Consider the following 24,887-nt stretch of genomic DNA (forward strand, 5'->3'; position numbering starts at 1 on the left):
TCCAGTCTATTCCGTCGGTGGCTCGGATTCGCGCGAACCAGACGCCAGACGTGCCCCTTCGGCGGCCTTCGCGGCCTCCCTGGCACGCTTGCGGAGGTTCTTGTCGTTGATCTCGCGATCGCCTACGGCGCCGGGCGTCCACGCGTCGACATCCGCATCGCCATAGCTGCTCTTCGAGGCCCTGCGCTTCACCTGCGGCGCCACGGCACCCGGTGCCAGCCGGCGCGCCGTGAGGAGGAAGCCGGTGTGCGCCACCATGCGGTGATCGGGCCTGACGGCGAGGCCTTCGACGTGCCATCCTCGCACCATCGTCTCGGACGCCTCGGGGTCGGTGAACAGCCCGGTGCCGCGGATGTACTCGGCGACGCGCGAGAGCTGCGTGGCCGTCGCGACGTAGCAGAGCACGACGCCGCCGGGTGTGAGTGCGTCGGCGACGACGTCCATGCATTCCCACGGTGCGAGCATGTCGAGTACGACGCGATCGACCGTGCCGGCCGGGAACTCGGCTGGAAGCGCATCGGCGAGATCCCCGACGACCACGTTCCAGGTGTCCGGCGTCTCGCCGAAGAATGTCTCGACGTTCCCGCGGGCGACCTGGGCGAAGTCCTCACGACGTTCGAACGACACCAGTCGACCGACCGGACCGATGGCCCGGAGCAGCGAGAGCGAGAGGGCGCCCGAACCGACGCCCGCCTCGACGACGACCGCGCCGGGGAAGATGTCGGCCTGCATCACGATCTGCGCCGCATCCTTCGGGTAGACGATCGCCGCGCCGCGCGGCATCGACATCGCGAAGTCGCGCAGCAGCGGCCGCAGCGCGAGGTACTCGTGCCCCGAGCTGTTCGCGGCGACCGAACCGTCGGGAAGACCGATGAGGTCACGATGCCGCAGCACTCCCTGATGGGTGTGCAGCTCGCCGTCCTCGCGGAGGGTCACGGTATGCAGACGACCCTTGGGGCCGGTCAGCTGCACCCGATCGCCCTCCCGGAACGGCCCGCTCGGCCGCGGTGAGGTGATGTCGGTCATCGGGTGGCTCCCGTCATGGAGGTCTTGCGGTCGAAGAGTTCGATCAGGTCTGCGGCCGTGCGACCGTCGAGGGTCGGCCAGAGCTCGTGAGCGCCCACGTCGTCGAGGGAGACGATGTGCGGCACGCCGAGAGCGACGGCGCCGGAGGCGATGCCTGCACGGAGTCCGGTCGGCGAGTCCTCGATGACCACGGCCTCGGCGATGTCGATCTCGAGCAGCGACGCCGCGTGCAGGTAGGGCTCGGGGTGAGGCTTGGGGTGGATCACGTCATCGCCGGCGACGACGATGTCGAAGGCGTCGAACTCGATCAGGTCGACGACGCTCAACGCCATACGGCGCAGCGACATCGTGACGAGGCCGGTGGGGATCCCCGCCGACTTCAGGTCCTGCAGCAGCTCGCGGGCACCGGGGCGGAAAGGCACTCCCTGTGTGCGCAGCGCCTCCTGCACTCCATCGGTGAGGAGCGAGATGATCGCGTCCGCGTCCATATCCACCCCCGCGTGCTGGAGGATGATCGCACTGTCGATGAGACCGTTGCCGACCAGCTGAAGGGCGTCCTCGTGGGTCCATGACCCGCCGAAGGATTCGACCAGCGCCGTCTCGGCTGCCATCCAATACGGCTCGGTGTCGACGAGGGTTCCGTCCATGTCCCAGAGGATCGCGCGGGGCTGTCTGCTCACCGAACCATGTTACCCGTGGCTCCGCCCGGTCCCCGCGCGGTCGGACTAGCCTGGAGGGATACCGATCCGGAATTGGCGAAGGGAGCCCACGATGGATGTCCTCGGTTCACGCATCGTCATCGTCGCCTTCGATGGCTGGAACGACGCGGGTGAGGCCGCGAGCGGCGCGATCGCCGCGCTGCGTTCCGCGAACGACTACGACCTCGTGCACTCCATCGACCCGGAGCTGTACTTCGACTATCAGTACACCCGCCCGGCCACGAAGACGGACGCCGAAGGCCGCCGCCAGCTCACCTGGCCCGAGGCCGGTCTGTGGCGCCCGCGCGACCCGGGGCCCGGTCCCGAGTTCTGGGTGCTGACGGGAGTCGAGCCCGCGCGCACCTGGCAGTCGTTCGCTGCGGAGTTCATCGACGTCGCTCTTCGCGACGACATCACCGGGTTCGTGACCCTCGGCGCGATGCTCTCGGATGTGCCCCACACGCGACCGATCTCGATCTTCGCGTCGAGCCAGAACGAGCAGGTCCGCGCAGCGCATGGCCTCGAGCGGTCTCTCTATGAGGGCCCCGTCGGCATCCTCAGCGTGTTCGAGCACTTCGCCGAGAGCGCCGGAATCCCGACCGCGAGCCTGTGGGCCAGCGTGCCGCACTACGTCGCCTCCGCCACTCCGTCACCGAAGGTCACCCTCGCTCTTCTGGACAGGCTCGAGGAGCTGACCGGCGTCGACGTCCCGCGAGACCACCTTCGCACCGAGGCCGCCGCGTGGGAGGCGTCGATCGACGCCGCCGCCGCCGATGACGAGGACATGACGGAGTACATCCGCCAGCTCGAGCAGACCCGCGACACGTGGGACTCCCCCGATGCGTCCGGCGATGCGATCGCTCAGGCCTTCGAGCGCTATCTGAAGCGCAGAGGCGACGGCCCCGGAGACCACAAGCGCTGAGCCCGGAGGTCTCCGGTGCCGCGCTGCTATGCCGCGATGACGCCGGTGCCGAGAAGGACCAGGAGCACCGTGCCCAACAGGATGCGGTAGATCACGAACGGCAGGAAACTGCGCTTCGAGATGTAGTTCATGAAGAACGCGATCACGCCCAGTGCCACGACGAACGCGATGCCGGTCGCTGCGAGCGTGTCGCCGAACGAGAAGAACGAAGGCTCGTCCCAGCTCTTGAACAGCTGATAGAAGCCACTGCCGAACACCGCGGGGATCGCCAGGAGGAACGCGTAGCGCGCGGCAGCCGCGCGCTCATAACCGAGGAACAGTCCCATCGTGATCGTCCCGCCCGAGCGCGACACACCCGGGATCAGCGCGAGCGCCTGCGCGAAGCCGTATGCGATGCCATGCGGATAGGTGAGCTGATCGAGCTTGCGTCGCTTCGCGCCCACGTGGTCGGCGACGCCGAGCAGGATGCCGAACACGATCAGCATGATCGCGACGATCCAGAGCGACCGGAAGACGGTCTCGATCTGATCCTGGAAGAGCAGGCCGAGCAGCACGATCGGGATGCTCCCGATGATGATCATCCAGCCCATCCGGGCATCCGGATCGCTGCGCGGCACTCTGCCCGTCAGCGAGCGGAACCACTGCGCGATGATGCGGACGATGTCGCGCCAGAAGAACACCACGACCGCCGCCTCCGTGCCGATCTGCGTGATCGCGGTGAACGCGGCACCAGGGTCCTCGCCGGACGGCAGGAACGTGCCGAGGATGCGCAGATGGGCGCTGGAGGAGATCGGGAGGAACTCGGTGAGTCCCTGGACGATGCCGAGGATGAGCGCTTCGAACAAGTGCATGGAGGAGCTTTCTGATTCGTGGTGCGCGGACGTGGAGCAGAGAGCTCAATACGTGCGCAGCAGATCGGCCAGCACCCGCTGACCGAAGACAAGCGATTCTACGGGCACTCGCTCATCGACACCGTGGAACATCCCCGTGAAGTCGAGGTCGGCAGGGAGGCGGAGTGGCGCGAATCCGTACCCGGTGATCCCCAGATAGGCCAGCGCCTTGTTGTCGGTTCCGGCGCCGAGCAGATACGGAATGACCGGCACTCCCGGGTCGTGCCGCCCCAGACTCGCCACCATCGCCTCGACGAGTTCGCCCTCGAACGGCGTCTCCATGCCGATGTCGCGAACGACGGTCTGGATCTCGATGTCATCGCCGACGATCTGCTGCAGCTCGGCGAGCACCTCGTCCTCGGTTCCCGGGATCACCCGCACGTCGATCAGCGCTTCGGCTCGTTCGGGGATCACATTGTGCTTGTACCCCGCGGTGAGCGCCGTGGGGTTCGTCGTCGTGCGGAACGATGAGCGGAGGAACGCCTCAGCGGGGCCGGCGGCGGCAGCAAGCGCGTCCGGGTCGTCGATGGAGCGGCCTGTGAGAGCGCTCAGGCCCTGCAACAGCGCCTCCGTGGTGGGAGTGAGACGAAGGGGCCATCGAGTGCGCCCGAGGGCCGCCACAGCTTCTGCGAGCTTCGTGACGGCGTTGTCGTCGTGCAGTCGGCTTCCGTGGCCGGCACGCCCTCGCGCGACGAGGCGGATCCAGATGAGCGCCTTCTCCCCCACCTGCAGCAGGTAGGCGCGGCGATCGTCGACCGTGATCGAATAGCCTCCCACCTCGCTGATGGCCTCGGTCGCTCCCGCGAACCACTCCGGGTGGTTCTGGACGACGAGCGCCGAGCCCTCGACGCCGCCGTTCTCCTCGTCGGCGAAGAATGCGAGCACCAGATCGCGCTCCGGCTGCTCCCCCGCACGCAGGAGGTCTGCGACGGCCGTGAGGATCATCGCGTTCATGTTCTTCATGTCGACCGCTCCACGCCCCCAGAGCATGCCGTCCTTCACGATGCCCGCGAACGGGTCGACGCTCCAGTCCTCGGCCATCGCCGGGACGACGTCGAGGTGTCCGTGCACGACGAGAGCCGGCTTGCTCCGATCGCGCCCCGGCACGCGCGCCATCACGTTCGTGCGCCGCGGGATCGGCTCGTAGTATTCGACATCCAGACCCAGGTCCTGCAGATAGGCGCCGACATATTCGGCTGCCTCACGCTCACCCTTCGCGTTGCCTCCGCCGAAGTTCGAGGTGTCGAATCGGATCAGGTCGCTCGCGATGCGAACCACCTCGGGGAGAGCCACGTCAGTCATGAGGTCCAGGCTATCGAAACGTCGTGGCGCGCCCGGGCGTCACCGCCGGTTTCTGAGTGCCTCGAAGCTCGTGCTAATGTAAATCTTCGTTCGGCAACGAACATCCAACACCTGCGCGGGTGGCGGAATGGTAGACGCGCTACGTTGAGGTCGTAGTGCCCGTAAGGGCGTGGGGGTTCAAGTCCCCCTCCGCGCACAGACAGGCCTCGGATATCCATACGATATCCGAGGCCTTCTTCGTACCTTCGGTGTCGACGTGTCGTCCGGCAGAACCCGAGGTGAACTCCCCGAGCCCTGCCCCACGGGCCGGCGCGCGTCAGAGCGTGCTCACGCCGAACACCAGCCCGAGCACGTACGTGACGGCCGCAGCGCCGAAGCCGATCGCCAGCTGCCGCAGCGCGCGACGCAGGGGCGGTCCCCCCGACAGGATGCCGACCATCGCTCCGGTCGACAGCAGAGCGACCCCCACCAGCACGAGCGCGACGACCACCGCAGTCGTCCCATCGAGTCCGAAGATCCACGGGAGCACAGGGATGATCGCGCCGGACGCGAAGAGCAGGAAGCTCGAGATGGCCGCCGTCCAGTCGCTGCCGACGATCTCGTGGTCGTCTCCGGCGTGGAGGTGGATCGGCCCCGTCGTCGTGCGCTCGACTCCGGCTCGCGCGGCGTCCACTATCCGCCGTGCGCGCTCGAGCGCCTCCTGCTGGCCGATTCCGCGCGCGCGGTAGACCAGAGCGAGTTCGTTCTCGTCGATGTCGAGATCGGCGGCGGATGCCGCGGCATCCTCGTTGGCTTCCGTCGACGCCAGCAGCTCGCGTTGGGAGCGCACGGAGACGAACTCCCCCGCGCCCATCGACAGAGCCCCGGCGAGCAGACCCGCGATCCCGCTGAACAGGACGAAGGCGGAGCTGACACCCGTAGCGCCGATGCCGAGCACGAGTGCGAGGTTGCTCACCAGGCCGTCGTTCGCTCCGAAGACGGCAGCACGGAACGACCCGGACAGACGGCGCCTCCCACGAGCGGCGAGACCGCGGACGACTTCGGAGTGCACCTTCTCGTCTGCGCGCATGGCAGGAGTCGCGTACTGCTCGGAATCGTACGGAGATCTGTCCTCGGCGCTCTGCGCGAGTGCGAGGACGAAGATGGATCCGAACCGCCCGGCCATCCAGCCCAGCAGGCGAGACCGGATGCCGGCTCGCGGCAGTCGCGCCGGTTCTGCGCCCAGCAGATCGAGCCAGTGCTGCTCGTGGCGACGCTCGGCATCGGCGAGGCTGAGCAGGATCTCGCGCTCCTCGCCCGTGCGACGGTTCGCGAGCTTCTGGTACACGAGCCCTTCGGCGCGTTCTTCCACGAGGTAGCGCGCCCAGCGGCGACGGTCTGCGGCGGTCGGCTCGGCGGCAGCGGGGGCTGTCATGAAGTCTCCTGATCGACGATCCCCGGGAACGGGGCAACCGTTCAACGCTAGCTTCGAGCCACTCTCTCGGCGGCACTGGGAGCAGGATTGCCAGCTTTTCGGGCCTCCGAACCGAAGGCGCGATTCAGGATCGGACGCGCTTGCGGAGCACGTCGATGCGCGACTGCAGCTGCGTGACGGTCGCCTGCGCGACAGCAGGCCCGCCGCAGATCCGGCGCAGCTCCGCGTGCACGGCCCCGTGCGGCTCGCCCTTCTGTCGGGCGTACAGGCCGACGAGGCTGTTCAGCAGCTGGCGCTGCTCGCGAAGCGTGCGGTGCAGCGGCGCCGGGAGCGTGGTCGTCTCGGTCGGCCCTGCCTCGGCCTCCCGTGTCTCTCGCAGGCGAGTCTGACGTGCCTGGCGTTGCATCAGCAGCTCGTGCACGTGCTCCGGCTCGAGAAGACCGGGGAACCCGATGAACTCCTCCTCCTCGGGAGTGCCCGGCTCGGCGAGCTGGCCGAACTCCTGTCCCTCGAACACGACCCGGTCGAAGTGCGCAACAGACGAGAGCGCCTGATAGCTGAACTCCTGTGTCAACGCATCGGAGGCGTCGTCTTCGCGGTTCGCCGACTCGAGCAGCGAGTCCTCGAGCCCGTCGTCGTCCTTCGACTGACGATCGAGAGCGTGGTCGCGCTGCTTGTCCATCTCGTTCGCGAGTCCCATGAGCACCGGAACCTGCGGAAGGAAGACACTCGCCGCCTCACCCCGTCGACGCGCCCGCACGAAGCGACCGATCGCCTGGGCGAAGAAGAGCGGCGTCGACGACGACGTCGCGTAGACCCCGACGGCGAGTCGGGGCACATCGACGCCTTCCGACACCATGCGCACCGCGACCATCCAGCGATCCTCGCTGTTGCTGAACTTCTCGATCCGCTCCGAGGCTGTCGCGTCGTCGGACAGGACGATCGTCGGCTGCTGTCCCGTGATGCTGTGCAGGATCTTCGCGTAGGCGCGTGCCACCGTCTGGTCGGTCGCGAGCACCAGTCCTCCGGCGTCGGGCACGTGGTGCCTGATCTCGGTCAGACGACGGTCCGCAGCCGAGAGCACGGCAGGCATCCACTCGCCCTCGGGGTCGAGCGCGGTGCGCCAGGCCTGCGACGTGACGTCTTTCGTGTTGTCCTGACCGAGATGCGTCTCGAGCTCGTCGCCGCTGCTCGTGCGCCACCGCATCTTGCCCGCGTACATGTGGAACAGCACGGGCCTGACCACGCCGTCTGCCAGCGCCCGGCCGTAGCCGTAGTTGTAGTCGGTGCGGGAGATGCGCGCGCCGGACTCGTCAGGGTGGTACTCGACGAACGGGATCGGTGCGGTGTCGCTGCGGAACGGCGTGCCGGAGAGCAGCAGTCGGCGCTTCGCCGGTCCGTAGGCGTCGCGGATCGCGTCGCCCCAGCTGAGCGCGTCGCCACCGTGATGCACCTCGTCGAGCACGACGAGCGTCTTCGCGTCTTCGGTCAGATGACGGTGGACCGACGACTTCGCCGCCACCTGCGCGTAGGTGACCACGGCGCCGTGGTAATGCCGTGCCGGCGCCCAATGACTGTTGCGGAACCGGGGGTCGAGACGGATGTGCACGCGAGCGGCGGCATCGGCCCACTGCGTCTTCAGATGCTCGGTCGGGGCGACCACGATGATGCGGTTGACCTCGCCCATGCGCATGAGCTCGACCGCGAGCGTGAGGGCGAACGTGGTCTTTCCTGCACCCGGTGTCGCCGCCACGAGGAAGTCTCGCTGATCGGCCTGGAAGTACTGCTCCAGCGCTTCCTGTTGCCAGGCGCGCAGCTTGTTCGCGGTTCCCCAAGGGGCACGCTGAGGAAAGGACGGAGAGAGCATCGAGACAACGATAATCGCTGCCGCCGGCACTCGGCACGCTCACGAGTTCCGCCGCGCGCGTCTCGCCCGGACGCTCGTACCCGGGTAGGCTCGGTCACTGCGCGGCCTCCACCGCACGGCTGCGCTCGTCGTGAAGGAGAGCTGGATGACAGATCAGGATTCGATCCGAACCCCGGAGCTCGACAACGAGAATCCCCATCCCTGGCGGAGATTCGTCGCGATCGGCGACTCGTTCACCGAGGGCATCGGCGACCCGGACCCGTCGCAGCCGGGCAGCCACCGTGGCTGGGCAGACCGTGTCGCCGAGGTGCTCTCGCGCCAGGTCGACGACTTCGCCTATGCGAACCTCGCCGTGCGGGGCAAGCTGATCTCCCAGATCGTGCGCGATCAGATCGAGCCCGCCGTGGCGCTGCATCCCGACCTCATCTCGATCTGCGCCGGGGGCAACGATGTGATCCGACCGGGAACCGACCCCGACGCGATCGCCGCCCAGCTCGAGGACGCCGTCGCGCGTCTGTCGTCGACGGGCGCCGCGATTCTGCTCTTCACCGGAGTCGACACGGCCTTCACCCCGGTCTTCCGGGCTTTCCGCGGCAAGGTCGCCATCTACAACGAGAACGTGCGCGCGATCGCCGAGCGACACGACTGCATCGTCGCCGATCAGTGGGCGCTCAAGGTCGTGCAGGACATGCGGTTCTTCGACGACGACCGCCTGCACTACAACTCGCTGGGCCACCACGAGGTCGCCCGCATGGTTCTGCGCGCGCTCAACGTGCCCAACGATCTCGAGGCCATGCAGCCCGAGACGATCCCGCTCCGCACCTGGCGCGAGGCCCGCACCGAGGACTTCGGCTGGGCCCGAGAGCATCTCGTGCCCTGGGTCCTGCGGCGTCTGCGCCACCAGTCATCCGGCGATCACATCGTGGCCAAGCGCCCCGAGCCCTCCCCGATCATCCTCCCGAAGTCAGACTGACGACGGCCAGCGGTCAGGGCGAGGTGAGCGCCCACAGCGCCACTGCGGCGGCAGACGCGACGTTCAAGGAATCCACACCACCGGACATCGGAATCGTCACGACCGTGTCGGCGTGGTCGAGGGCCGTGCGGGAGAGCCCGTCGCCCTCCGACCCCATGACGATGGCGACTCGCTCGGGGCGGTTCGCGACATAGGCATCGAGCGTCACGGCGTCATCGCTGAGAGCGAGAGCTGCGATGTCGAACCCCGCCGCGTGGAGGTCCGCCACGGCAGACTCCCAATCCGTGATGCGAGTCCATGGCACCTGGAACACCGTGCCCATGCTCACGCGCACGCTGCGTCGGTACAGCGGGTCCGCTCCCCCGGGCGACACCAGCACCGCGTCCGCCCCGAGGCCCGCGGCCGCACGGAACGCCGCACCGACGTTGGTGTGATCGCCGACGTTTTCGAGGATCAGCACGAGGTTCGCGGCGTCGAGGACCTCGCGCACGGTCGGAAGCACGGGGCGATGCATCGACGCGATCGTGCCCCGGTGAACGGCGAAACCGGTCACCGATTCAGCCACCGCGTCGGGGACGACGTACACCGGCACGTCGAGGTCGCCGACGATCTCCCGAATGTCGTCCACCCGCCGCTCCTGCACCAGCACGGAACGCGGACGATAACCAGCCCCGACCGCCCGAGCGATCACCTTCGTCGATTCGGCGATGTAGAGCCCACCCGCCGGTTCTCTCACGGTCCGGAGCGCGGTGTCGGTGAGCCCGCGGTAGTCGTCGAGTCGTCGGTCGTCCGGATCGGTCACGCGCAGCAGTTCCACGCGGCCCAGTCTGCCATCGCTTGGTCGACCGGCTCCGCGGTCAGCCGCGACGCGTCGACCACGCTGCGCACGTCGTAGACTCGCACAGGGAGGTCCTGTGAGCGCATCGAGTCCGGTCGAACTGTCGGCCACCATCGCTCGCACCGCTGAACTCCTGCGTGGTCGCAAGATCGCACTGCTCACGGGCGCCGGCATCTCCACGGACTCGGGGATCCCCGCCTACCGCGGCGAAGGATCCCGCAACCGGTCCGATCCGATGACGATCCAGCGGTACCTCGCCGACGAGGCTGCACGGCGCCGCTACTGGGTCGGCGGCCATCTCGGGTGGCGGGCGTTCGCTCGGGCCGAGCCGAATCCGGGTCATCTGTCGCTCGCCGACATGGAGTCGTCGGGTCACGTCAGCGGCGTCATCACCCAGAACGTCGACGGCCTGCATCTGCGTGCAGGCAGCTCTCATGTGATCGAAGTGCACGGAACGATGCGCAGGGTCCTCTGCCTGAAATGCGGTCAGGTGTTCGATCGCCGCGACGTCGCGGTGCAGATCGAAGAGCGCAACCCCTGGATCACCGTCCCCGAGAACGTGGCATTGAACCCCGACGGCGATGTGCTCCCGGAGAGCACCGACGGCTTCATCGTCCCCGTGTGCACTGTCTGCGAAGGGATGCTGAAGCCTGACGTCGTGTTCTTCGGCGAGTACGTCCCGCAAGACCGCTTCAAGGCTGCCGAGTCCCTGCTCCGTGCCAGCGACGCTCTGATCGTCGCCGGCTCGTCTCTCGTCGTCAACTCCGGCGTGCGGCTCGTCGAACGCGCACGACGACGGAGCATCCCGCTCGTCATCATCAACCGTGAGCCCACGCGCGCGGACGTCTGGGCCGATGCCACCATCGCCGCAGGCACCAGCGATGTGCTCCCCGCGATCCAGGAGCTCCTCGAATGACTCTGCTCACGCTCATCCGCCATGGCCAGACGGACTGGAACCTGGCACGCCGGATCCAGGGCTCCACCGACATCCCGCTGAACGAGAAGGGCCGCGAGGATGCTCGGACCGCCGCAGGTCTCCTCGAGGGCACCACGCACCATTCGATCTACGCCAGCCCGCTGAAACGCGCGCGGGAGACGGCCGAGATCATCTCCGGGAGTCTCGGCCTCGGCTCACCGGTGCTGGTGCCGGACATGCGCGAGCGCGAGTTCGGCGAGGGCGAGGGCATGCTCGTGTCGGACTACATCGAGAAGTACGGCGACTGGCTGTCTCCGGTCCCCGGGGCGGAGACATTGGAGGGGGTCGCAGAGAGAGCGCTCATCGCACTCGACACGATCGCTCGTGACGCTCGGCGTCGTTCCGCACCGGTGGCGGAGTCCGTCATCGTCGTGACGCACGGAGGCGTGATCCGGTCGCTGATCGACCATGTCTCCGGAGGCACGCTGCCGCGCGTCGGCGAGGTCCTCGCGAACGGTTCGGTCCACCGTTTCGAGGCCTCCCCCGGCTCGCTGCGCCTGATCGACCAGGGCATGCTCGTCTGACCCGGGAACCCGTGCAGCACCTCTGATCAGCGAACGCGGCTGAGCACCGATCGCGCGTGCCTCAGCACGGGCTCGTCGATCATGCGTCCTCTGAAGCGGAAGACGCCTCGTTCGCGCCCGGCGGCTTCGAGCACTCCGCGGGCCCACTCGACGCTGGCTTCATCCGGTGCGTACGCGGCGCGGATCACCGCCACCTGACTCGGGTGGATGCACGCGGTGGCGACGAACCCCGAAGCGGCCGCATCGACCGCCTCGGATTCGAGACCGGAGACGTCCTCGATGTCGACGTGCACCCCGTCGATGGCTCCCTTGCCCTGGGCTCCGGCCTCGAGGAGCACCCGTGAGCGCGCATAGCGGGCGACGTCGCGATAGCCGCCCGTCGCCGTGCGACTCGACGTGCCGCCGAGGGAGGCGACCAGGTCCTCCGCGCCCCACATCATCGCGACGACCTGAGGGTGGGCGGCGATGCGATCTGCGGCGTGAACGCCCCTCGCCGTCTCGCACAGGGCGACCAGCGAGAAGCTCTCTTCGAAGGCGGAGAGACTCTCCGCGCTCTCCGTCTTCGCGACCATGACGGTGCGGAGATCGGTCTGGGCGAGGGTCGCGAGATCGGCGGTGAAGGCGGCGGAATCCGGCGCGTTGACGCGGACGATCACCCGATCGGGGTCGAGGTCGGCCTCGATGAGATTCTGCCGGGCGCCGGCCTTCGCCTCTGGCAGCACGGCATCCTCGAGGTCGATGATGACCGCATCCGCCTTCTCGAGGGCTCCGCGGAATCGCTCGGGTCGGTCGGCAGGGCAGAAGAGCAGCGCGGGTCCCAGGCTGAAGGTCATCGTCCCCCCTCCGGCAGGCAATGGACGAGGACGGTGCGGGTCGCCGTCGCGACGACTGTGGCGTCCTGGTTGCGTCCGGTATGGGCGATGGTCACGATTCCCTGACCCGGGCGTGATGTCGAGAGCCTCTTCTCGACGACGACGCTCTCGGTGTACAGCGTGTCGCCGGCGAACAGCGGGTGAGGGAACGCGATCTCCCCGAATCCGAGCTGAGCCACCAGAGTGCCCTGGGTCAACTGCGCCACGGATGCCCCGACCATCGTCGAGAGCGTCCACATCGAGTTGATCAGACGCGCACCGAAGGGGCGCTGCGCATCGGCGAAGGCCGCATCCAGGTGGAGCGCCTGGGTGTTCATGGTGAGCGTCGTGAAGAGGACGTTGTCGGCCTCGGTCGCGGTGCGTCCAGGGCGATGCAGGTAGCGCGCGTCTGTGACGAACTCCTCGAAGAAGAGTCCCCGCTGGACGATGTCGTGCACGGTCATGCCTGCCACGCTACCCGGCGAGTCCCAGCGCCCGCGCGATCACGAGCAGCTGCACCTCCGTGGTGCCTTCACCGATCTCGAGGATCTTCGAGTCGCGGTAGTGACGGGCCACCGGGAACTCGTTCATGAAGCCGTTTCCGCCGAAGATCTGCGTCGCATCCCTCGCGTTGTCCATGGCCGCTTCTCCAGCGACGAGCTTCGCGATCGCGGCCTGCTCGGCGAACGGTCGTCCCGCGTCGCGCAGACGCGCAGCGTGGTGCCAGGCGAGTCGCGCGGTGTGCACACGGGCGCGCATGCGCGCGAGGGTGAACTGCGCGTTCTGTCGCGTGCTGAGGGCGCTGCCGAAGATCGTGCGACTCTTCGCATAATCGACGGCGGCTTCGAGACATCCTTCCGCCGCACCGGTCGAGAGCGCGGCGATCGCGATGCGTCCCTCGTCGAGGATGCTGAGGAAGTTGCGGAAGCCGCTGCCCTGCTCCCCCAGCAGGTTGCCCGCGGGCACGCGTGCACCGGCGAAGCTGAGCGGATGTGTGTCGGACGCGTTCCATCCGACCTTGTCGTACGGGGCCTCCACGGTGAATCCGGGGGTGCCGTTGGGAACGATGATGGTCGAGATCTGCTTGCGTCCGCCTTCGTTTCCGGTGACGGCCGTCACGGTGACGAAGCGGGTGATCGGCGTCCCTGAGTTCGTGATGAACTGCTTCGAGCCGTCGATGACCCAGTCGTCCCCGTCGAGGCGAGCGGTCGTGCGGGTCGCTCCGGCGTCGCTGCCCGCCTCCGGCTCTGTGAGACCGAAGCCCGCGAGGGCGCGGCCGGCGAGCAGGTCGGGCAGGTACTCCTGCTTCTGCTCTTCCGTGCCGAACCGGAACACGGGCATCGCCCCGAGGCTGACTCCGGCCTCGAGCGTGATGGCGATGGACTGATCGACGCGTCCGAGGGCCTCGATCGCGATGCCCAGGGCCATGTAGTCGCCCCCCTGGCCGCCGTACTCCTCGGGGAACGGCAGACCGAACAGCCCGAGATCACCCATCTGCGCCACGACGTCCATCGAGAGGGTGTGCGTGCGGTCAGCTTCGTAGGACTGCGGTGCGACGACCGTCTCGGCGAAGTCACGCACCATCGCGGCGAGCTCGCGTTCCTCATCGGTCAGCTCGAACATGCTCAGTTCTCCTCTGTCGTCATGTGCGCGACCTGTTGATCGCGTCGTACCTGATCGCCGACGGCGACCGTCAGGTGCACCGTCCCGTCGTGCGGTGCCAGCACCGGATGCTCCATCTTCATCGCCTCGATCGAGATGAGAGGGGTGCCGGCGGTCACCTCGTCGCCGTCTCGGACGTGCACGGCGACGACGCTTCCCGGCATCGGGGCCCGCGCCTCCGGCCCGCTCTCGGTCTCGCGCTGTTCCCGCGCCTGCAGGCGGTGCAGCATGCGGGCCCGGCGATCCAGCGGCCGCAAGTGCACCGTGCGTCCGTCCTCGCTCACCCAGACACCGCCGTCGACGTCCGTCGCGACAGCCGCGCGGGATCGAGGACCGTCGGTCCCAGGGGCACGGATCACCTCGCCCCGGTCGGTGAGGAACCACACTTCGCGTCGGTCGTGCCTGGTGAGAGACTCCCACACCCGGCCCGCTCGTCGAGCCCTCCTGGCTTCGCCGAGGGCGTCATCGACGTGAGACACAGCGCGACTCGCCGCCATCAGCATCGTCGGCGACGGCGGCTCGTCGTCGAGCGGCAGAAGCGTCTCGATGAGTCCGGTGTCGAGGTCTCCGGCCCTCACCCGCTCATCGCGGCAGAGCAACCGGAGGAAGGCGATGTTCGTGTCCACGCCCAGCACGACGGTTCTGCCCAGGGCCTCGTCGAGGCGGCGGAGGGCAGTGCTCCGGTCATCCGCGAAAGCGATGACCTTGGCGATCATCGGGTCGTAGAAGCCGGTCACCTCGCTGCCGGTCTCGACCGCCGCATCGACTCTCACCCCCTGAGGGGGGTCGAAGAGCAGAATGCGGCCGGTCGACGGAAGGAACCCGCGCTCGGGCGACTCGGCGTACACGCGCGCCTCGACTGCGTGCCCGCGCACCGTGGGTGCGGAGTCGAGACGTCCTCCTGCGGCGACAGCGATCTGGAGGGCGACGAGGTCGAGTCCGGTCACCTCCTCCGTGACGGGGTGCTCGACCTGCAGGCGGGTGTTCATCTCGATGAAGAAGACCTGGTCGGGAGCATCTGCATCGATGAGGAACTCCACCGTGCCGGCGCCGACGTACGAGACACTCGCCGCGGCCTGGGTCGCGGCCTCGAGAAGACGGTCCCTTGTCGTGTCGGGGATGCCTGCAGACGGAGCCTCTTCGATGACCTTCTGGTGGCGGCGCTGGAGCGTGCACTCGCGCTCGCCGAGGGCGAGCACCGTGCCGTGCGTGTCACCGAAGACCTGCACCTCGATATGTCGTGGCCGCCGGATGAGCCTCTCCAGGATCAGCGAGTCGTCACCGAATGCCGATAGCGCAACGCGGCGCGCAGAGGCCAGGGCGGCGCTCAGTCCGGCCGGCGTCTCGACGACCTCCATCCCCTTGCCGCCACCCCCCGCGCTCGGCTTCACGAGCAGGGGGTAGCCGACAGCGTCCGCCTCCTCGGCGATCTCCGCGTCCGACAGTCCTCTCGCGTCGAACCCGGGCACCACGGGGACTCCTGATCGGACGACGTGATCGCGGGCCTTGGCCTTGTCGCCCATGATCTGGAGCGCGTCGATCGGCGGCCCGATGAAGACGACACCGCTCTCGGCACATGCTTCCGCCAGCCCGACGCTCTCGGAGAGGAAGCCGTACCCGGGGTGGATGGCCTGCGCCCCGGTCGCACGCGCGGCCGCGATGACGGCGTCGATGTCGAGGTAGGACTCGGCGACCGGCGCCGGACCGATCCGCACGGCGTCGTCGGCCTCGCGCACATGGGGTGCATCGGCATCCGCATCGCTGTAGACGGCGACGCTGCGGATGCCCATGGTCTGCAGCGTGCGGATGATGCGGCGTGCGATCTCGCCCCTGTTGGCGACGAGCACCGTGTCGAATTCGCGGGTGGCAGAGGTCGTCATCGCGGTCACATCCTGAAGAGGCCGAAGTGCGGCTCGGGAAGGGGGGTTCGGGCGACCACGTCGAGGGCGAGCCCCAGCAGGTCGCGAGTCTCGGCCGGATCGATGATGCCGTCGTCCCACAGGCGAGCAGTGGCGTAATACGGCTCGCCCTGGGTCTCGTACTGCTCACGGATGGGCTGCTCGAAGGCTGCCCGCTCCTCGGAGCTCCAGGCCTGGCCGCGTGCTGCGAGCTGGTCGTCCTTGACCGTCCCGAGCACGGACGCCGCCTGGGCGCCGCCCATCACCGAGATGCGGCTGGCCGGCCACGTCCACAGGAATCTCGGCGAATAGGCCCGTCCGCACATCGAGTAGTTGCCTGCGCCGAAGGATCCGCCGATGATCACGGTGAGCTTCGGCACGCGCGTGCTGGCTACGGCGGTGACCATCTTGGCTCCGTCCTTCGCGATGCCCCCCGCCTCGGCGTCCGACCCGACCATGAACCCCGAGATGTTCTGCAGGAAGACCAAGGGGATGCCGCGCTGGTCGCAGAGCTCGATGAAATGCGCGCCCTTCAGCGCGGACTCGCTGAACAGCACGCCGTTGTTCGCCACGATCCCGACCGGATGCCCGTGCAGTCGCGCGAACCCGGTGACGAGGGTCGTGCCGTACTCCGCCTTGAACTCCCGGAACGTGTCGCCGTCGATCAACCTCGCGATGACCTCGTGCACGTCGTATGCGGCGTTGACGTCGACGGGGACGACGTCGTAGAGCGATCCGGACTCCGCGGGCTCACGAGTGTCGTGCACCTCCCACACCGGGTGGAGGGGCGCCGGCAGAGTGGCCACGATGTCACGCAGGATCTCCAGTGCGTGCTCGTCATCTTCGGCCAGGTGGTCGACCACACCGCTGCGACGGGCGTGCAGTTCACCGCCGCCGAGCTCTTCCGCGGAGACGACCTCGCCGATCGCCGCCTTGACGAGCGGCGGGCCACCGAGGAAGATCGTGCCCTGGTCCCGGACGATCACGGTCTCGTCGCTCATCGCCGGGACGTAGGCGCCGCCTGCCGTGCAGGATCCCAGCACCGCCGCGAGCTGCGGGATGCCCTCCGCCGACATCCGCGCCTGGTTGAAGAAGATGCGACCGAAGTGCTCACGATCGGGGAACACCTCGTCCTGCTTGGGAAGGAATGCTCCGCCCGAATCGACGAGATACAGGCAGGGCAGTCTGTTCTCGAGCGCGATCTCCTGCGCGCGCAGGTGCTTCTTGACCGTGAGCGGGTAGTAGGTTCCCCCTTTCACGGTGGCGTCGTTGCAGACGACCATCACGTGGCGTCCGTGCACGAGGCCGATCCCGGCGATCACTCCGGCGGCCGGCGCGTCTCCCCCGTACAGCCCGTCTGCGGCCAGAGGGGCGATCTCGACGAAGGGACTGCCCTCGTCGAGGAGCCTGGTCACCCGGTCTCGCGGAAGCAGCTTGCCCCGAGCGATGTGCCTCTCACGAGACGCTTCGGGACCGCCCCTGGAGGCGACCGCCAGTCGTTCGTGCAGCTCGGCGGCGAGGGCCTGCTGGGTTGCGGGCATCGTGACGTCCTCCTCGACCACACGGCGCCGGCGTCATCGCTCTGGCGCACTGGATGCTTTCTCGGTTAGTGTTCACTAACCGATCGCATCAGGTTAGCGAGGATTAACTGAGATGACAAGCCCCCCGACTGCGCGAGATCGCGCGAAGGCAGAGAGGTCGGACGCGATCCTCCGAGAGGCGGCCCGGCTCTTCGCCGAGAGCGGGTACAACGGGGTGAGCCTCGAGGACATCGGCGCCGCCGTGGGCGTATCCGGCCCTGCGGTCTACCGTCACTTCGCCGGCAAGCAGGCACTGCTCGGCGCCGTGCTGATCAAGGTGAGCGACGATCTCGTCTCCGGAGGAACCCGGGTCGCGGCCGACGGGTCCACGCCCGAAGAGCGCATCCACGCACTCGTCGCCTTCCACGTCGAATTCGCCCTCGGCAACGCCGACGTGATCCGCGTGCACGATCGAGATGTCGTGCACCTTTCGGCGCAGGATCACTCCGCAGTCCGACGCCTGCAACGCGCCTACATCGAGCTCTGGATCGACACTCTGCACCCTCTCGTCGAGGCCGATGCCGACGAGCTCCGCCTGCGGGTGCAGGCGTGCTTCGGGTTGATCAACTCGACTCCGCACAGCACGCGGGCAGCAGCCAGACACCACTCCGCCACCGCGGCCGTGCTCGCCGCGATGGCGGAATCGGCGCTCCGAGCGACTATCTGAGAAGCATCGCCCGGCCGGGTTCCTCCAGCACGTCGGCGACGTCCTTGAGGAACCTCGCGCCCTCCGCTCCGTCGACGATCCGGTGATCGAAGGAGAGGCTGAGCGTCATCACGTGGCGAAGGGCGATCTCGCCGCGGTGCTCCCACGGAAGACGCCGGACCGCGCCGACCGCGAGGATCCCCGATTGCCCGGGCGGGAGGATCGGGGTGCCTGCATCGACGCCGAACACCCCGATGTTCGAGATCGAGAAAGTGCCGCCGGACAGCTCCACCGGAGACGTCCTGCCCTCACGCGCCGTGGCGGCGAGAGACCTCACGGCATCCGCGAGCTCGATGAGGCTCATGGTCTCGGCGTCACGGATGTGCGGCACGATGAGTCCGCGGTCGGTCGCGGCCGCGATTCCGAGATCGACGTACCCGAACTGCACGATCTCTCCCGCGGATTCGTCCCACCGCGCGTTCAAGCCGGGGGCGCGGGTCAGCGCGAGACACACCGCCTTCGCCACGACGGCGAGTGGGCCGATCCGGTGCTCGGACAGCGACCGGTCGCCGCGCAGCGACTCGAGAAGGTCCATGGTCGCTGTCACATCGACGGTGTGGAAGACCGTGACGTGCGGAGCGGTGAAGGCGCTCTCGACCATCGCTGCGGCGGTGTGCTTGCGGACTCCGCGAATGGGGATGCGCGTCTCGCGCGAATGCTCCCGGAGCCCGGTCGCGTCGTCCGGAACAGCAGTGCGTCGTGGCGTGGGGTCCGCCTGCTCGACAGTCACCCCGGTGCGGGAGACGTAGTCGTCGATGTCGGCGCGTGTGATCACGCGATCTCCGACCGACGCGGCGACCAGGGCGAGGTCGACGCCGAGACGCTTCGCATACGCGCGCACGGGAGGGGTGGACCGAGGCCGTTCGGTGACGACCTCGACGCTCACAGTCGGCGAGGCGTCATGCGGTGCCGCCTCGAGCACAGCCGTGTCGGTCGTCGCTCTGGCTCCGGCCGCGCGCCTGGCGCGCCGAGCGGGCCGCCCGGATGCCGTAGGGGCGGCTCCGTAGCCCACCAGGTTGGGCTGCGCCTTCTCCTGCCCATCGACTCCGCTCGAGTCCGCGGTGGACGGGCCATCGGCTCCCTCCACGTCGAACTCGATCAGCGGAGCACCGACCGCTATCGTCTGTCCCGCCTCGGCATGCAGGGCGGCGACGACGCCTTCGTAGGGAGATGGCAGCTCGACGATCGCCTTGGCCGTCTCGACCTCCGCCAGAGTCTGGTTGAGCGTCACTGTGTCGCCGGGTGCGACGAGCCACTGGACGACCTCCGCCTCTGTCAGCCCCTCGCCGAGATCCGGCAGTCGGAACTCCGCGTTCATGCGTCTGCTCCCGTCAGGCTGTTCGGACGGTCGAGCACGCGATCGACGGCATCCAGCAGCCGGTCGAGGTCCGGCAGGTGGTACTTCTCGAGCTTCGCCGGCGGATAGGGGACATCGTGTCCGGTCACACGCAGTGGAGCAGACTCGAGGTATTCGAAGCATCGCTCCGTGACGCTCGCGATCACCTCGGCGGCCATGCCTGCCTCGCGTGAGGCCTCGTGCGCCACGACGACCCGCCCGGTCTTGCGGACCGACGTCGCGACCGTGTCGTAGTCGACGGGCGACAGCGAACGCAGATCGATGACCTCCAGCGAGATGCCCTCGTCCTCCGCAGCCTCGGCCGCCTGCAACGCGGTCGTGACCATCGCCCCATAGGTGATGAGGGTCGCATCGTCACCTGCTCGGACGACACGTGCGAGTCCCATCGGCGCGGCATCCGCCAGCGGTGCGTCGAGGTCGACCTCGCCCTTGTGGTGGTAGAGCCGCTTGGGCTCGAAGAAGATCACCGGGTCGTCCGACGCGATGGCCTGACGCAGGCTCCGGTACGCGTCCTCGGGATTCGACACGGCGATCACGCGCAGTCCTGCCGTGTGCACGAAGTACGCCTCGGGCGATTCCGAGTGGTGCTCGGCCGCGCCGATCCCGCCGGCCCAGGGGATGCGTATCGTGATCGGCATCCGTACCCGACCCTGCGTGCGGTAGTGCAGCTTGGCCACCTGGGCGACGATCTGATCGAACGCGGGGTACACGAAGCCGTCGAATTGGATCTCCACGACCGGCCGATAGCCACGGAACGCCAATCCGACAGCCATTCCGACGATGCCGGACTCTGCGAGAGGCGTGTCGATCACGCGCTTCGCACCGAACTCGTCGAGGAGTCCGTCCGTGATGCGGAAGACGCCGCCGAGTCTGCCGATGTCCTCGCCCAGCAGCACGACCTTCTCGTCGTCTCGCATCGCCTGGCGCAGACCCGCGCCGAGCGCCTTCCCGAGAGTGATCTGAGTCATGTTCACACCTCCCCGTCGAAGGATGCCAGGTACGCGGCGTACTCATCGCGCTGACGATCGAGCCCGGCGTGCGGCTCGGCGTAGACGCCGTCGAAGACGGCGAGCGGAGGGCGGGTCACCATGCTCAGGCACTCGGCGCGCATCTCCCGTGCCGCGACGTCGGCGGCCTTCTGAGTGTCGGCGATCTGCTCGTCGCTCAGCTCGCCCAGCGACCGCAGATGCGCTTCCAGGCGAGCGATGGGGTCGCGACGACGCCATGCCTCGAGCTCGTCATCCCTGCGGTAGCGAGTCGGATCGTCGGCCGTCGTGTGCGGGCCCATCCGGTATGTGACGGCTTCGATGTAGGCGGGGCCCTTTCCTGATCGGGCGTGCGCGAGGGCCCAGCGCATCGCAGCCACGCATGCGAGGACATCATTGCCGTCGACCCGGAGGCTCGGGATGCCGAAGCCGGGCGCCCGCCCGGCGATCGGATACTTCGACTGCACCGACACGGGCTCCGAGATCGCCCAGTGGTTGTTCTGGCAGACGAAGACGACCGGAGCCTGATAGGAGGAGGCGAAGATCATCGCCTCGTTGACGTCGCCCTGACTCGTGGCACCGTCGCCGAAGTAGGTGACGGCGACTTCGTCCGCGCCTTCATGACGGATGCCGAGCGCATAGCCGACGGCATGGAGCGTCTGCGCTCCGATGATGATCTGCAGCGGAGCGACCCGGAGTGCTGCAGGGTCGTGACCCGCGCCCTCCTCGCCGCGCCACATGCGGACGAAGTCGCCGGGCTCAGCGCCACGCGCGTAGATGACCCCCGTCTCCCGATAGCTCGGGAAGACGTAGTCCTGAGGCGCGAGCGCCCTCGCGGTGCCGATCTGGGTCGCCTCCTGTCCCTGGCACGGAGCCCAGAGCCCGAGCTGCCCCTGACGCTGGAGCGCGACGCCCTCGGCGTCGATACGACGGAGGATGACCATGTCGCGATGCAGCGCCCGCAGCTGTGCGGCGTCGACGTCATCGACATAGGAGTCGAGCAGCGGGTTCGAGATCCGCTCGCCCTCCGGTGAGAGGATGCGCTCGGCGAGTTCGAGATCCTGCGCCGTATCGACGATCGGGGTGATCTGCGGTGACATCATCGTCCTCCTCATTCGTGGCCGTCGTCACGGGTTCTACGCTCGGCCCCGGCCTCATCGCCGGTTGAGTCGAGAGTACGTCCGCTCATCACCTCGCTCAAGCAACCGCGATCGGCTTGAGCATGTTGCCAAATCCGGGCATCCCCCACCCTGCTATCGTTTGGCACTATGGCCGGACTTGACCGCATTGATCTCGAACTGCTCGCCGCGCTCTCCGATGATCCCCGCGTCACGATCGTCGCGCTCGCGGAGAACCTCGGGCTGTCCCGCAACACCATTCAGGCGCGGATGGCGAGACTCGAGCAGACCGGGATATTCCAGTCGTACGAGCGATCGTTCTCGACAGACGTGCTCGGATTCCCGCTTCAGGCGTTCGTGAGCATCGGGGTGCGTCAGACCGAGCTGCCACGCATCATCAACGAGCTGGCCCGCATCCCCGAAGTCGTGCAGGCGCATGGACTCAGCGGGTCCATCGACCTGCTCGCGCGCGTCGCGTGCAGGGACGCCAGACACCTCTTCGACACCGACGCGCGCATCCTGTCGATCGAAGGCGTGGAGCGCACCGAGACCTCTCTCGCGATGGGCGAGGTGATCCCGTTCCGTGTCGCCGGCCTCATCGGCCTCGCGCGACGGGAATCCTGAGGAATCGGCGAACGGCACCTGCGGCTTCGGCGGGCGTCTCGTAATGGATCAGGTGTCCGACCTCGGCGATCTCGACCAGAGTGGCGTCGTCGAAGCGCTCCGCAAGCTGTCGCTCGACCTCGATGGGGGTGATGTCGTCTCGCTGGGCGGCGATGAGAAGCGTGGGCGTCGAGATCGAGGAGGCGAACTCGCTCACGTCATGCGACACGCTCGTCACGAACGCATCCCGGAGGACGTCGCGGTCGGCGAACCGCGAGAAGTAGGTGTCGTGCTGGTCGTGGATGAACCGCCGCAGCTGCGGGTCCGACGTCTTGGCCATCGTGATGCTCATGACCCTGACGATCAGACGGTTGCGCAGAAGCGCCGTTCCCGCTCGTTCGGGCAGGCGCGCTCCGAGCGAGTAGTACAGGACCGCGAGACGCGTCATGATGCCCTTGGGTCCCTCGAGTGCGGGCGCTCCGATGGGGTTGATCAGGATCAGCCGCGGGGTCTCGAGACCCGCTGCGACCGCCGCAGAGGCGACGATCGATCCGAAGGAGTGCCCGAGTATCACCGCCCCGGGAGCCACCGTCGCCGCGAACTCCTTCAGCCACGCGACGTATTCGTCGAGATCGTAGGAACGGCCGGCGACTGGCGCCGTCTCGCCGAATCCCGGGAGATCGGGAGAGATCACGCGAACCTCCGGAAGGAACGCGAGGATCGGCTCGAGGCCGTGGTGCTCCCCTCGGAATCCGTGCACCGCGACGATCGTCACGTCAGCGTCGGCGGGTCCGTACTCCCAGAACACGGTGGTCCCACCTCGAACATCGACCTCGTGGCGCACGACCGGCAGTCGGCTCAGGCGGTCTGCATAGGGAGAGGGGGCGGTCATGGACCAAGTCTAGAGTCGGCGGATGCATGCTCTCCGTGTGCCTCCGCCCGGATGTCGGAGCCCGGATCTACGGTGAAAGCATGCCCCCGGCCCCCTCGCTCCCGCACTGGATCACTCGTGTAGGCGTGTTCGACCTCGAGACCACGGGGATCGACGTGGAGAAAGACCGAGTCGTCACCGCGCATGTGGGGCTGCTCGACGCAGACGGACGTGAGATCGCCGCGAGGGACTGGCTGTCTGATCCTGGAGTGCCGATACCCGAGGGTGCCACGGCCGTGCATGGAGTCACCACCGAGCATGCCCGCCGGCACGGGCGTCCGGGCGCTGAGGTGGTCGGAGAAGTGACCGCTGCCCTGCGGTCCCTGCTCTCACAGGGGGTTCCGATCGTCGCGTACAACGCGGCATACGACTTCTCCCTCCTGGCTCACGAGGCGCATCGCCACGGAATCGCACCGCTGGAGGATCCCTCCCCGATCATCGACCCTCTCGTGATCGACAAGGCCTACGACCGGTATCGCCCTGGCAAGCGCACTCTCGAGGTCGTCGCCGCCCTCTACGCGGTACGACTCGAGGATGCCCACGAGGCGGCCGCGGATGCGGTGGCCGCAGGCCGGGTCGCGCAGGCCCTGGCGCGCCAGTTCGTGCTTCCCGAGACGCTCGAAGAGCTGCATACGCGCCAGATCGGGTGGGCGCGTTCTCAGGCGGCGAGCCTGACGGAGTACTTCATCCGGATCGGCCGTCTCGAGCCGGAGGAACGCCTCGACGGCACCTGGCCTGTCCGCGCACACCGCACCCGAGGGGAGGAGCCTCGCGATGCGGTTCCGAACCAGTGACGTCTCACGCGTCGAGAGCACCTGGAAGCAGTTCGTCCCGTCTGCGGTCCTGCACGACGTCGACCCGGAGCGCTTCCGCTTCGATTGGCACTCTGCGGATCTCGGCGGCGTGAGCCTTGTTCGCTACGACCTGGCAGCGGAGGTGCGTTCGACCGCGGAACCACTCGACCAGGTTCTGGTGTGCCGGGTGGACGGTCCGGATGCGCGGGTGTACTCCGATCGGGGCGATCTCGATGCGAGCCGCCCGTGGATCTCGGACGGACCCCGAGTGCATGCACGATGGGACGCGGGGGCACGTGTGGCGGCGCTCGTGTTCGACCGCGACACCCTGTCGCGCCTCGCGCGGCGGATAAGCGGTGACGACGACCTCTCCATACGTATCGAGGACCTCTCCCCTCGCTCCGCTTACGCGGCCGCGGCATGGGATCGCATGTTCGCGTATCTCGAGCAGAGCGCCGCACCGCTCGATGACACCACGGACGATCTCGAACTCCTGCGCAGCGAGTTGGCGCGCCATGCGGCGGCCACGACGCTCGCCGCGTTCGCGACGACGAGCCGCCTCGAACGCCATCGCCCGGCGCAGACCACAGCCGCTCCGGCGACCGTGCGCCGTGCTCTCGATTTCATCGCCGAGAACTCGCACCGGCCGATCACCGTCGATGATGTCGCCGCGGCCGTGCACATCTCGACGCGGGGACTGCAATACGCCTTCCGACGAGCGCTCGACACGACGCCGGCCGAGTCGCTGCGACGGGCGCGGCTGGACGGCGCCCATCGCGACCTGCAGTCCGGGGCGCCCTCGACCGTCGCGGCGGTGGCCCGCCGATGGGGTTTCTCACATCCTTCGCGATTCGCCGCCGCGTATCGCGACAGCTTCGGCGTGCTTCCCTCTGTGACGGCCGCGACGCATCGCCGATGACATTATGCGAACAGATTGTTCGCTCCCCTCGCGCGCCGAGGGTGGCCGGTGC

At 68.0% G+C, this 24,887-nt stretch carries 24 protein-coding genes and 1 tRNA gene; 9 read left to right on the plus strand and 16 right to left on the minus strand.

All coding sequences use genetic code 11. The annotated features are described in order from the left end of the window. Window positions 1–6: 6 nt before the first annotated feature. Together OB895_RS02840 and OB895_RS02845 are read right to left on the minus strand one after the other, a co-directional pair. Window positions 7–1,026 carry a tRNA (adenine-N1)-methyltransferase gene (locus OB895_RS02840; RefSeq protein WP_079112784.1) on the minus strand — a complete coding sequence of 340 codons (1,020 nt, stop codon included), beginning with the start codon at window positions 1,024–1,026 and terminating at the stop codon, window positions 7–9. Next, window positions 1,023–1,673, minus strand: coding sequence for an HAD family hydrolase (locus tag OB895_RS02845; RefSeq protein ID WP_079112783.1), 651 nt, complete (start codon window positions 1,671–1,673; stop codon window positions 1,023–1,025). The genes OB895_RS02840 and OB895_RS02845 overlap by 4 nt, the downstream gene beginning before the upstream one ends. Before the next feature lie 124 nt (window positions 1,674–1,797). On the opposite strand from OB895_RS02845, the gene OB895_RS02850 reads away from it, so the two are divergent. After that, window positions 1,798–2,646 (plus strand): PAC2 family protein, encoded by an 849-nt coding sequence (locus OB895_RS02850; protein ID WP_042536682.1) that lies wholly within the window; start codon window positions 1,798–1,800, stop codon window positions 2,644–2,646. A 26-nt stretch (window positions 2,647–2,672) separates the two neighbouring features. On the opposite strand, the gene OB895_RS02855 is transcribed toward OB895_RS02850, so the two are convergent. Beyond that, on the minus strand, window positions 2,673–3,497 hold the full coding sequence (locus OB895_RS02855) for an undecaprenyl-diphosphate phosphatase (RefSeq protein WP_079112782.1): 825 nt from the start codon (window positions 3,495–3,497) through the stop codon (window positions 2,673–2,675). Window positions 3,498–3,542: 45 nt separating this feature from the next. Next, entirely contained in the window at window positions 3,543–4,838 is a 1,296-nt protein-coding gene (locus tag OB895_RS02860) for a M20/M25/M40 family metallo-hydrolase (protein WP_042536684.1), read from the minus strand. Window positions 4,839–4,951: 113 nt separating this feature from the next. Between OB895_RS02860 and OB895_RS02865 the strand changes: the two genes are divergently transcribed. Continuing rightward, window positions 4,952–5,034: transfer RNA gene (locus OB895_RS02865), tRNA-Leu, on the plus strand. A gap of 120 nt (window positions 5,035–5,154) precedes the next feature. Here the strand turns inward: OB895_RS02865 and OB895_RS02870 are convergent. After that, window positions 5,155–6,252 (minus strand): VIT1/CCC1 transporter family protein, encoded by a 1,098-nt coding sequence (locus OB895_RS02870; RefSeq protein WP_311878974.1) that lies wholly within the window; start codon window positions 6,250–6,252, stop codon window positions 5,155–5,157. A gap of 124 nt (window positions 6,253–6,376) precedes the next feature. Further along, window positions 6,377–8,119, minus strand: a complete 1,743-nt coding sequence (locus OB895_RS02875) for a DEAD/DEAH box helicase (RefSeq protein WP_042536686.1) — start codon at window positions 8,117–8,119, stop codon at window positions 6,377–6,379. A 145-nt stretch (window positions 8,120–8,264) separates the two neighbouring features. Here OB895_RS02875 and OB895_RS02880 point away from each other — a divergent pair, with 145 nt between their 5' ends. Continuing rightward, entirely contained in the window at window positions 8,265–9,092 is an 828-nt protein-coding gene (locus OB895_RS02880; RefSeq protein WP_079112780.1) for an SGNH/GDSL hydrolase family protein, read from the plus strand. A 13-nt stretch (window positions 9,093–9,105) separates the two neighbouring features. Here OB895_RS02880 and OB895_RS02885 read toward each other — a convergent pair whose 3' ends face one another. Next, the gene (locus tag OB895_RS02885; RefSeq protein WP_079112779.1) at window positions 9,106–9,909 is read right to left on the minus strand and encodes a TrmH family RNA methyltransferase; all 804 of its coding nucleotides are present in this window, start codon (window positions 9,907–9,909) and stop codon (window positions 9,106–9,108) included. A 97-nt stretch (window positions 9,910–10,006) separates the two neighbouring features. Here OB895_RS02885 and OB895_RS02890 point away from each other — a divergent pair, with 97 nt between their 5' ends. Next, window positions 10,007–10,846, plus strand: coding sequence for a Sir2 family NAD-dependent protein deacetylase (locus OB895_RS02890; RefSeq protein WP_079112778.1), 840 nt, complete (start codon window positions 10,007–10,009; stop codon window positions 10,844–10,846). Next, complete coding sequence (locus OB895_RS02895; protein WP_042536690.1) at window positions 10,843–11,430, plus strand: histidine phosphatase family protein; 588 nt, start codon at window positions 10,843–10,845, stop codon at window positions 11,428–11,430. Before OB895_RS02890 ends, OB895_RS02895 begins: the two co-directional genes overlap by 4 nt. A gap of 26 nt (window positions 11,431–11,456) precedes the next feature. On the opposite strand, the gene OB895_RS02900 is transcribed toward OB895_RS02895, so the two are convergent. Genes OB895_RS02900 through OB895_RS02920 form a run of 5 tightly spaced genes read right to left on the minus strand, consistent with a single transcriptional unit; the run spans window position 11,457 to window position 17,382 of the window. After that, window positions 11,457–12,263, minus strand: a complete 807-nt coding sequence (locus OB895_RS02900) for an HpcH/HpaI aldolase/citrate lyase family protein (RefSeq protein WP_079112777.1) — start codon at window positions 12,261–12,263, stop codon at window positions 11,457–11,459. Continuing rightward, a complete protein-coding gene (locus OB895_RS02905) occupies window positions 12,260–12,745 on the minus strand; it encodes a MaoC family dehydratase (protein WP_042536786.1) in 486 nt (161 codons plus the stop codon). Before OB895_RS02905 ends, OB895_RS02900 begins: the two co-directional genes overlap by 4 nt. Window positions 12,746–12,755: 10 nt before the next feature. Beyond that, the gene (locus OB895_RS02910) at window positions 12,756–13,904 is read right to left on the minus strand and encodes an acyl-CoA dehydrogenase family protein (RefSeq protein ID WP_079112776.1); all 1,149 of its coding nucleotides are present in this window, start codon (window positions 13,902–13,904) and stop codon (window positions 12,756–12,758) included. Window positions 13,905–13,906: 2 nt separating this feature from the next. Then, window positions 13,907–15,823: an acetyl/propionyl/methylcrotonyl-CoA carboxylase subunit alpha gene (locus tag OB895_RS02915; protein ID WP_079112775.1), complete on the minus strand. Its 1,917-nt coding sequence runs from the start codon at window positions 15,821–15,823 to the stop codon at window positions 13,907–13,909. 5 nt (window positions 15,824–15,828) lie between these two features. Next, window positions 15,829–17,382 carry a carboxyl transferase domain-containing protein gene (locus OB895_RS02920; RefSeq protein WP_079113975.1) on the minus strand — a complete coding sequence of 518 codons (1,554 nt, stop codon included), beginning with the start codon at window positions 17,380–17,382 and terminating at the stop codon, window positions 15,829–15,831. 112 nt (window positions 17,383–17,494) lie between these two features. Here OB895_RS02920 and OB895_RS02925 point away from each other — a divergent pair, with 112 nt between their 5' ends. Next, window positions 17,495–18,088, plus strand: coding sequence for a TetR/AcrR family transcriptional regulator (locus OB895_RS02925; protein ID WP_042536694.1), 594 nt, complete (start codon window positions 17,495–17,497; stop codon window positions 18,086–18,088). Here the strand turns inward: OB895_RS02925 and OB895_RS02930 are convergent. The 3 genes from OB895_RS02930 to pdhA are packed head-to-tail and all read right to left on the minus strand — an operon-like array spanning window position 18,081 to window position 21,570. Beyond that, window positions 18,081–19,445, minus strand: a complete 1,365-nt coding sequence (locus OB895_RS02930) for a dihydrolipoamide acetyltransferase family protein (protein WP_079112774.1) — start codon at window positions 19,443–19,445, stop codon at window positions 18,081–18,083. The genes OB895_RS02925 and OB895_RS02930 overlap by 8 nt on opposite strands. After that, window positions 19,442–20,452: an alpha-ketoacid dehydrogenase subunit beta gene (locus OB895_RS02935; RefSeq protein ID WP_079112773.1), complete on the minus strand. Its 1,011-nt coding sequence runs from the start codon at window positions 20,450–20,452 to the stop codon at window positions 19,442–19,444. The genes OB895_RS02930 and OB895_RS02935 overlap by 4 nt, the downstream gene beginning before the upstream one ends. A gap of 2 nt (window positions 20,453–20,454) precedes the next feature. Then, complete coding sequence (gene pdhA / locus OB895_RS02940) at window positions 20,455–21,570, minus strand: pyruvate dehydrogenase (acetyl-transferring) E1 component subunit alpha (protein WP_079113974.1); 1,116 nt, start codon at window positions 21,568–21,570, stop codon at window positions 20,455–20,457. Between the two features lie 168 nt (window positions 21,571–21,738). Between pdhA and OB895_RS02945 the strand changes: the two genes are divergently transcribed. Further along, on the plus strand, window positions 21,739–22,212 hold the full coding sequence (locus tag OB895_RS02945; protein ID WP_079112772.1) for an Lrp/AsnC family transcriptional regulator: 474 nt from the start codon (window positions 21,739–21,741) through the stop codon (window positions 22,210–22,212). Here the strand turns inward: OB895_RS02945 and OB895_RS02950 are convergent. Then, the gene (locus OB895_RS02950) at window positions 22,184–23,083 is read right to left on the minus strand and encodes an alpha/beta fold hydrolase (protein WP_079112771.1); all 900 of its coding nucleotides are present in this window, start codon (window positions 23,081–23,083) and stop codon (window positions 22,184–22,186) included. The two genes, OB895_RS02945 and OB895_RS02950, sit on opposite strands and share 29 nt — an antisense overlap. A gap of 80 nt (window positions 23,084–23,163) precedes the next feature. On the opposite strand from OB895_RS02950, the gene OB895_RS02955 reads away from it, so the two are divergent. Both OB895_RS02955 and OB895_RS02960 read left to right on the plus strand, forming a co-directional pair. Next, the gene (locus tag OB895_RS02955; protein WP_079113973.1) at window positions 23,164–23,916 is read left to right on the plus strand and encodes an exonuclease domain-containing protein; all 753 of its coding nucleotides are present in this window, start codon (window positions 23,164–23,166) and stop codon (window positions 23,914–23,916) included. Further along, entirely contained in the window at window positions 23,897–24,835 is a 939-nt protein-coding gene (locus OB895_RS02960) for an AraC family transcriptional regulator (protein ID WP_079112770.1), read from the plus strand. The genes OB895_RS02955 and OB895_RS02960 overlap by 20 nt, the downstream gene beginning before the upstream one ends. Window positions 24,836–24,887 lie beyond the last annotated feature (52 nt).

Origin of the sequence: Microbacterium forte (genome assembly GCF_031885415.1) — a bacterium.
Taxonomy (GTDB): domain Bacteria; phylum Actinomycetota; class Actinomycetes; order Actinomycetales; family Microbacteriaceae; genus Microbacterium; species Microbacterium forte.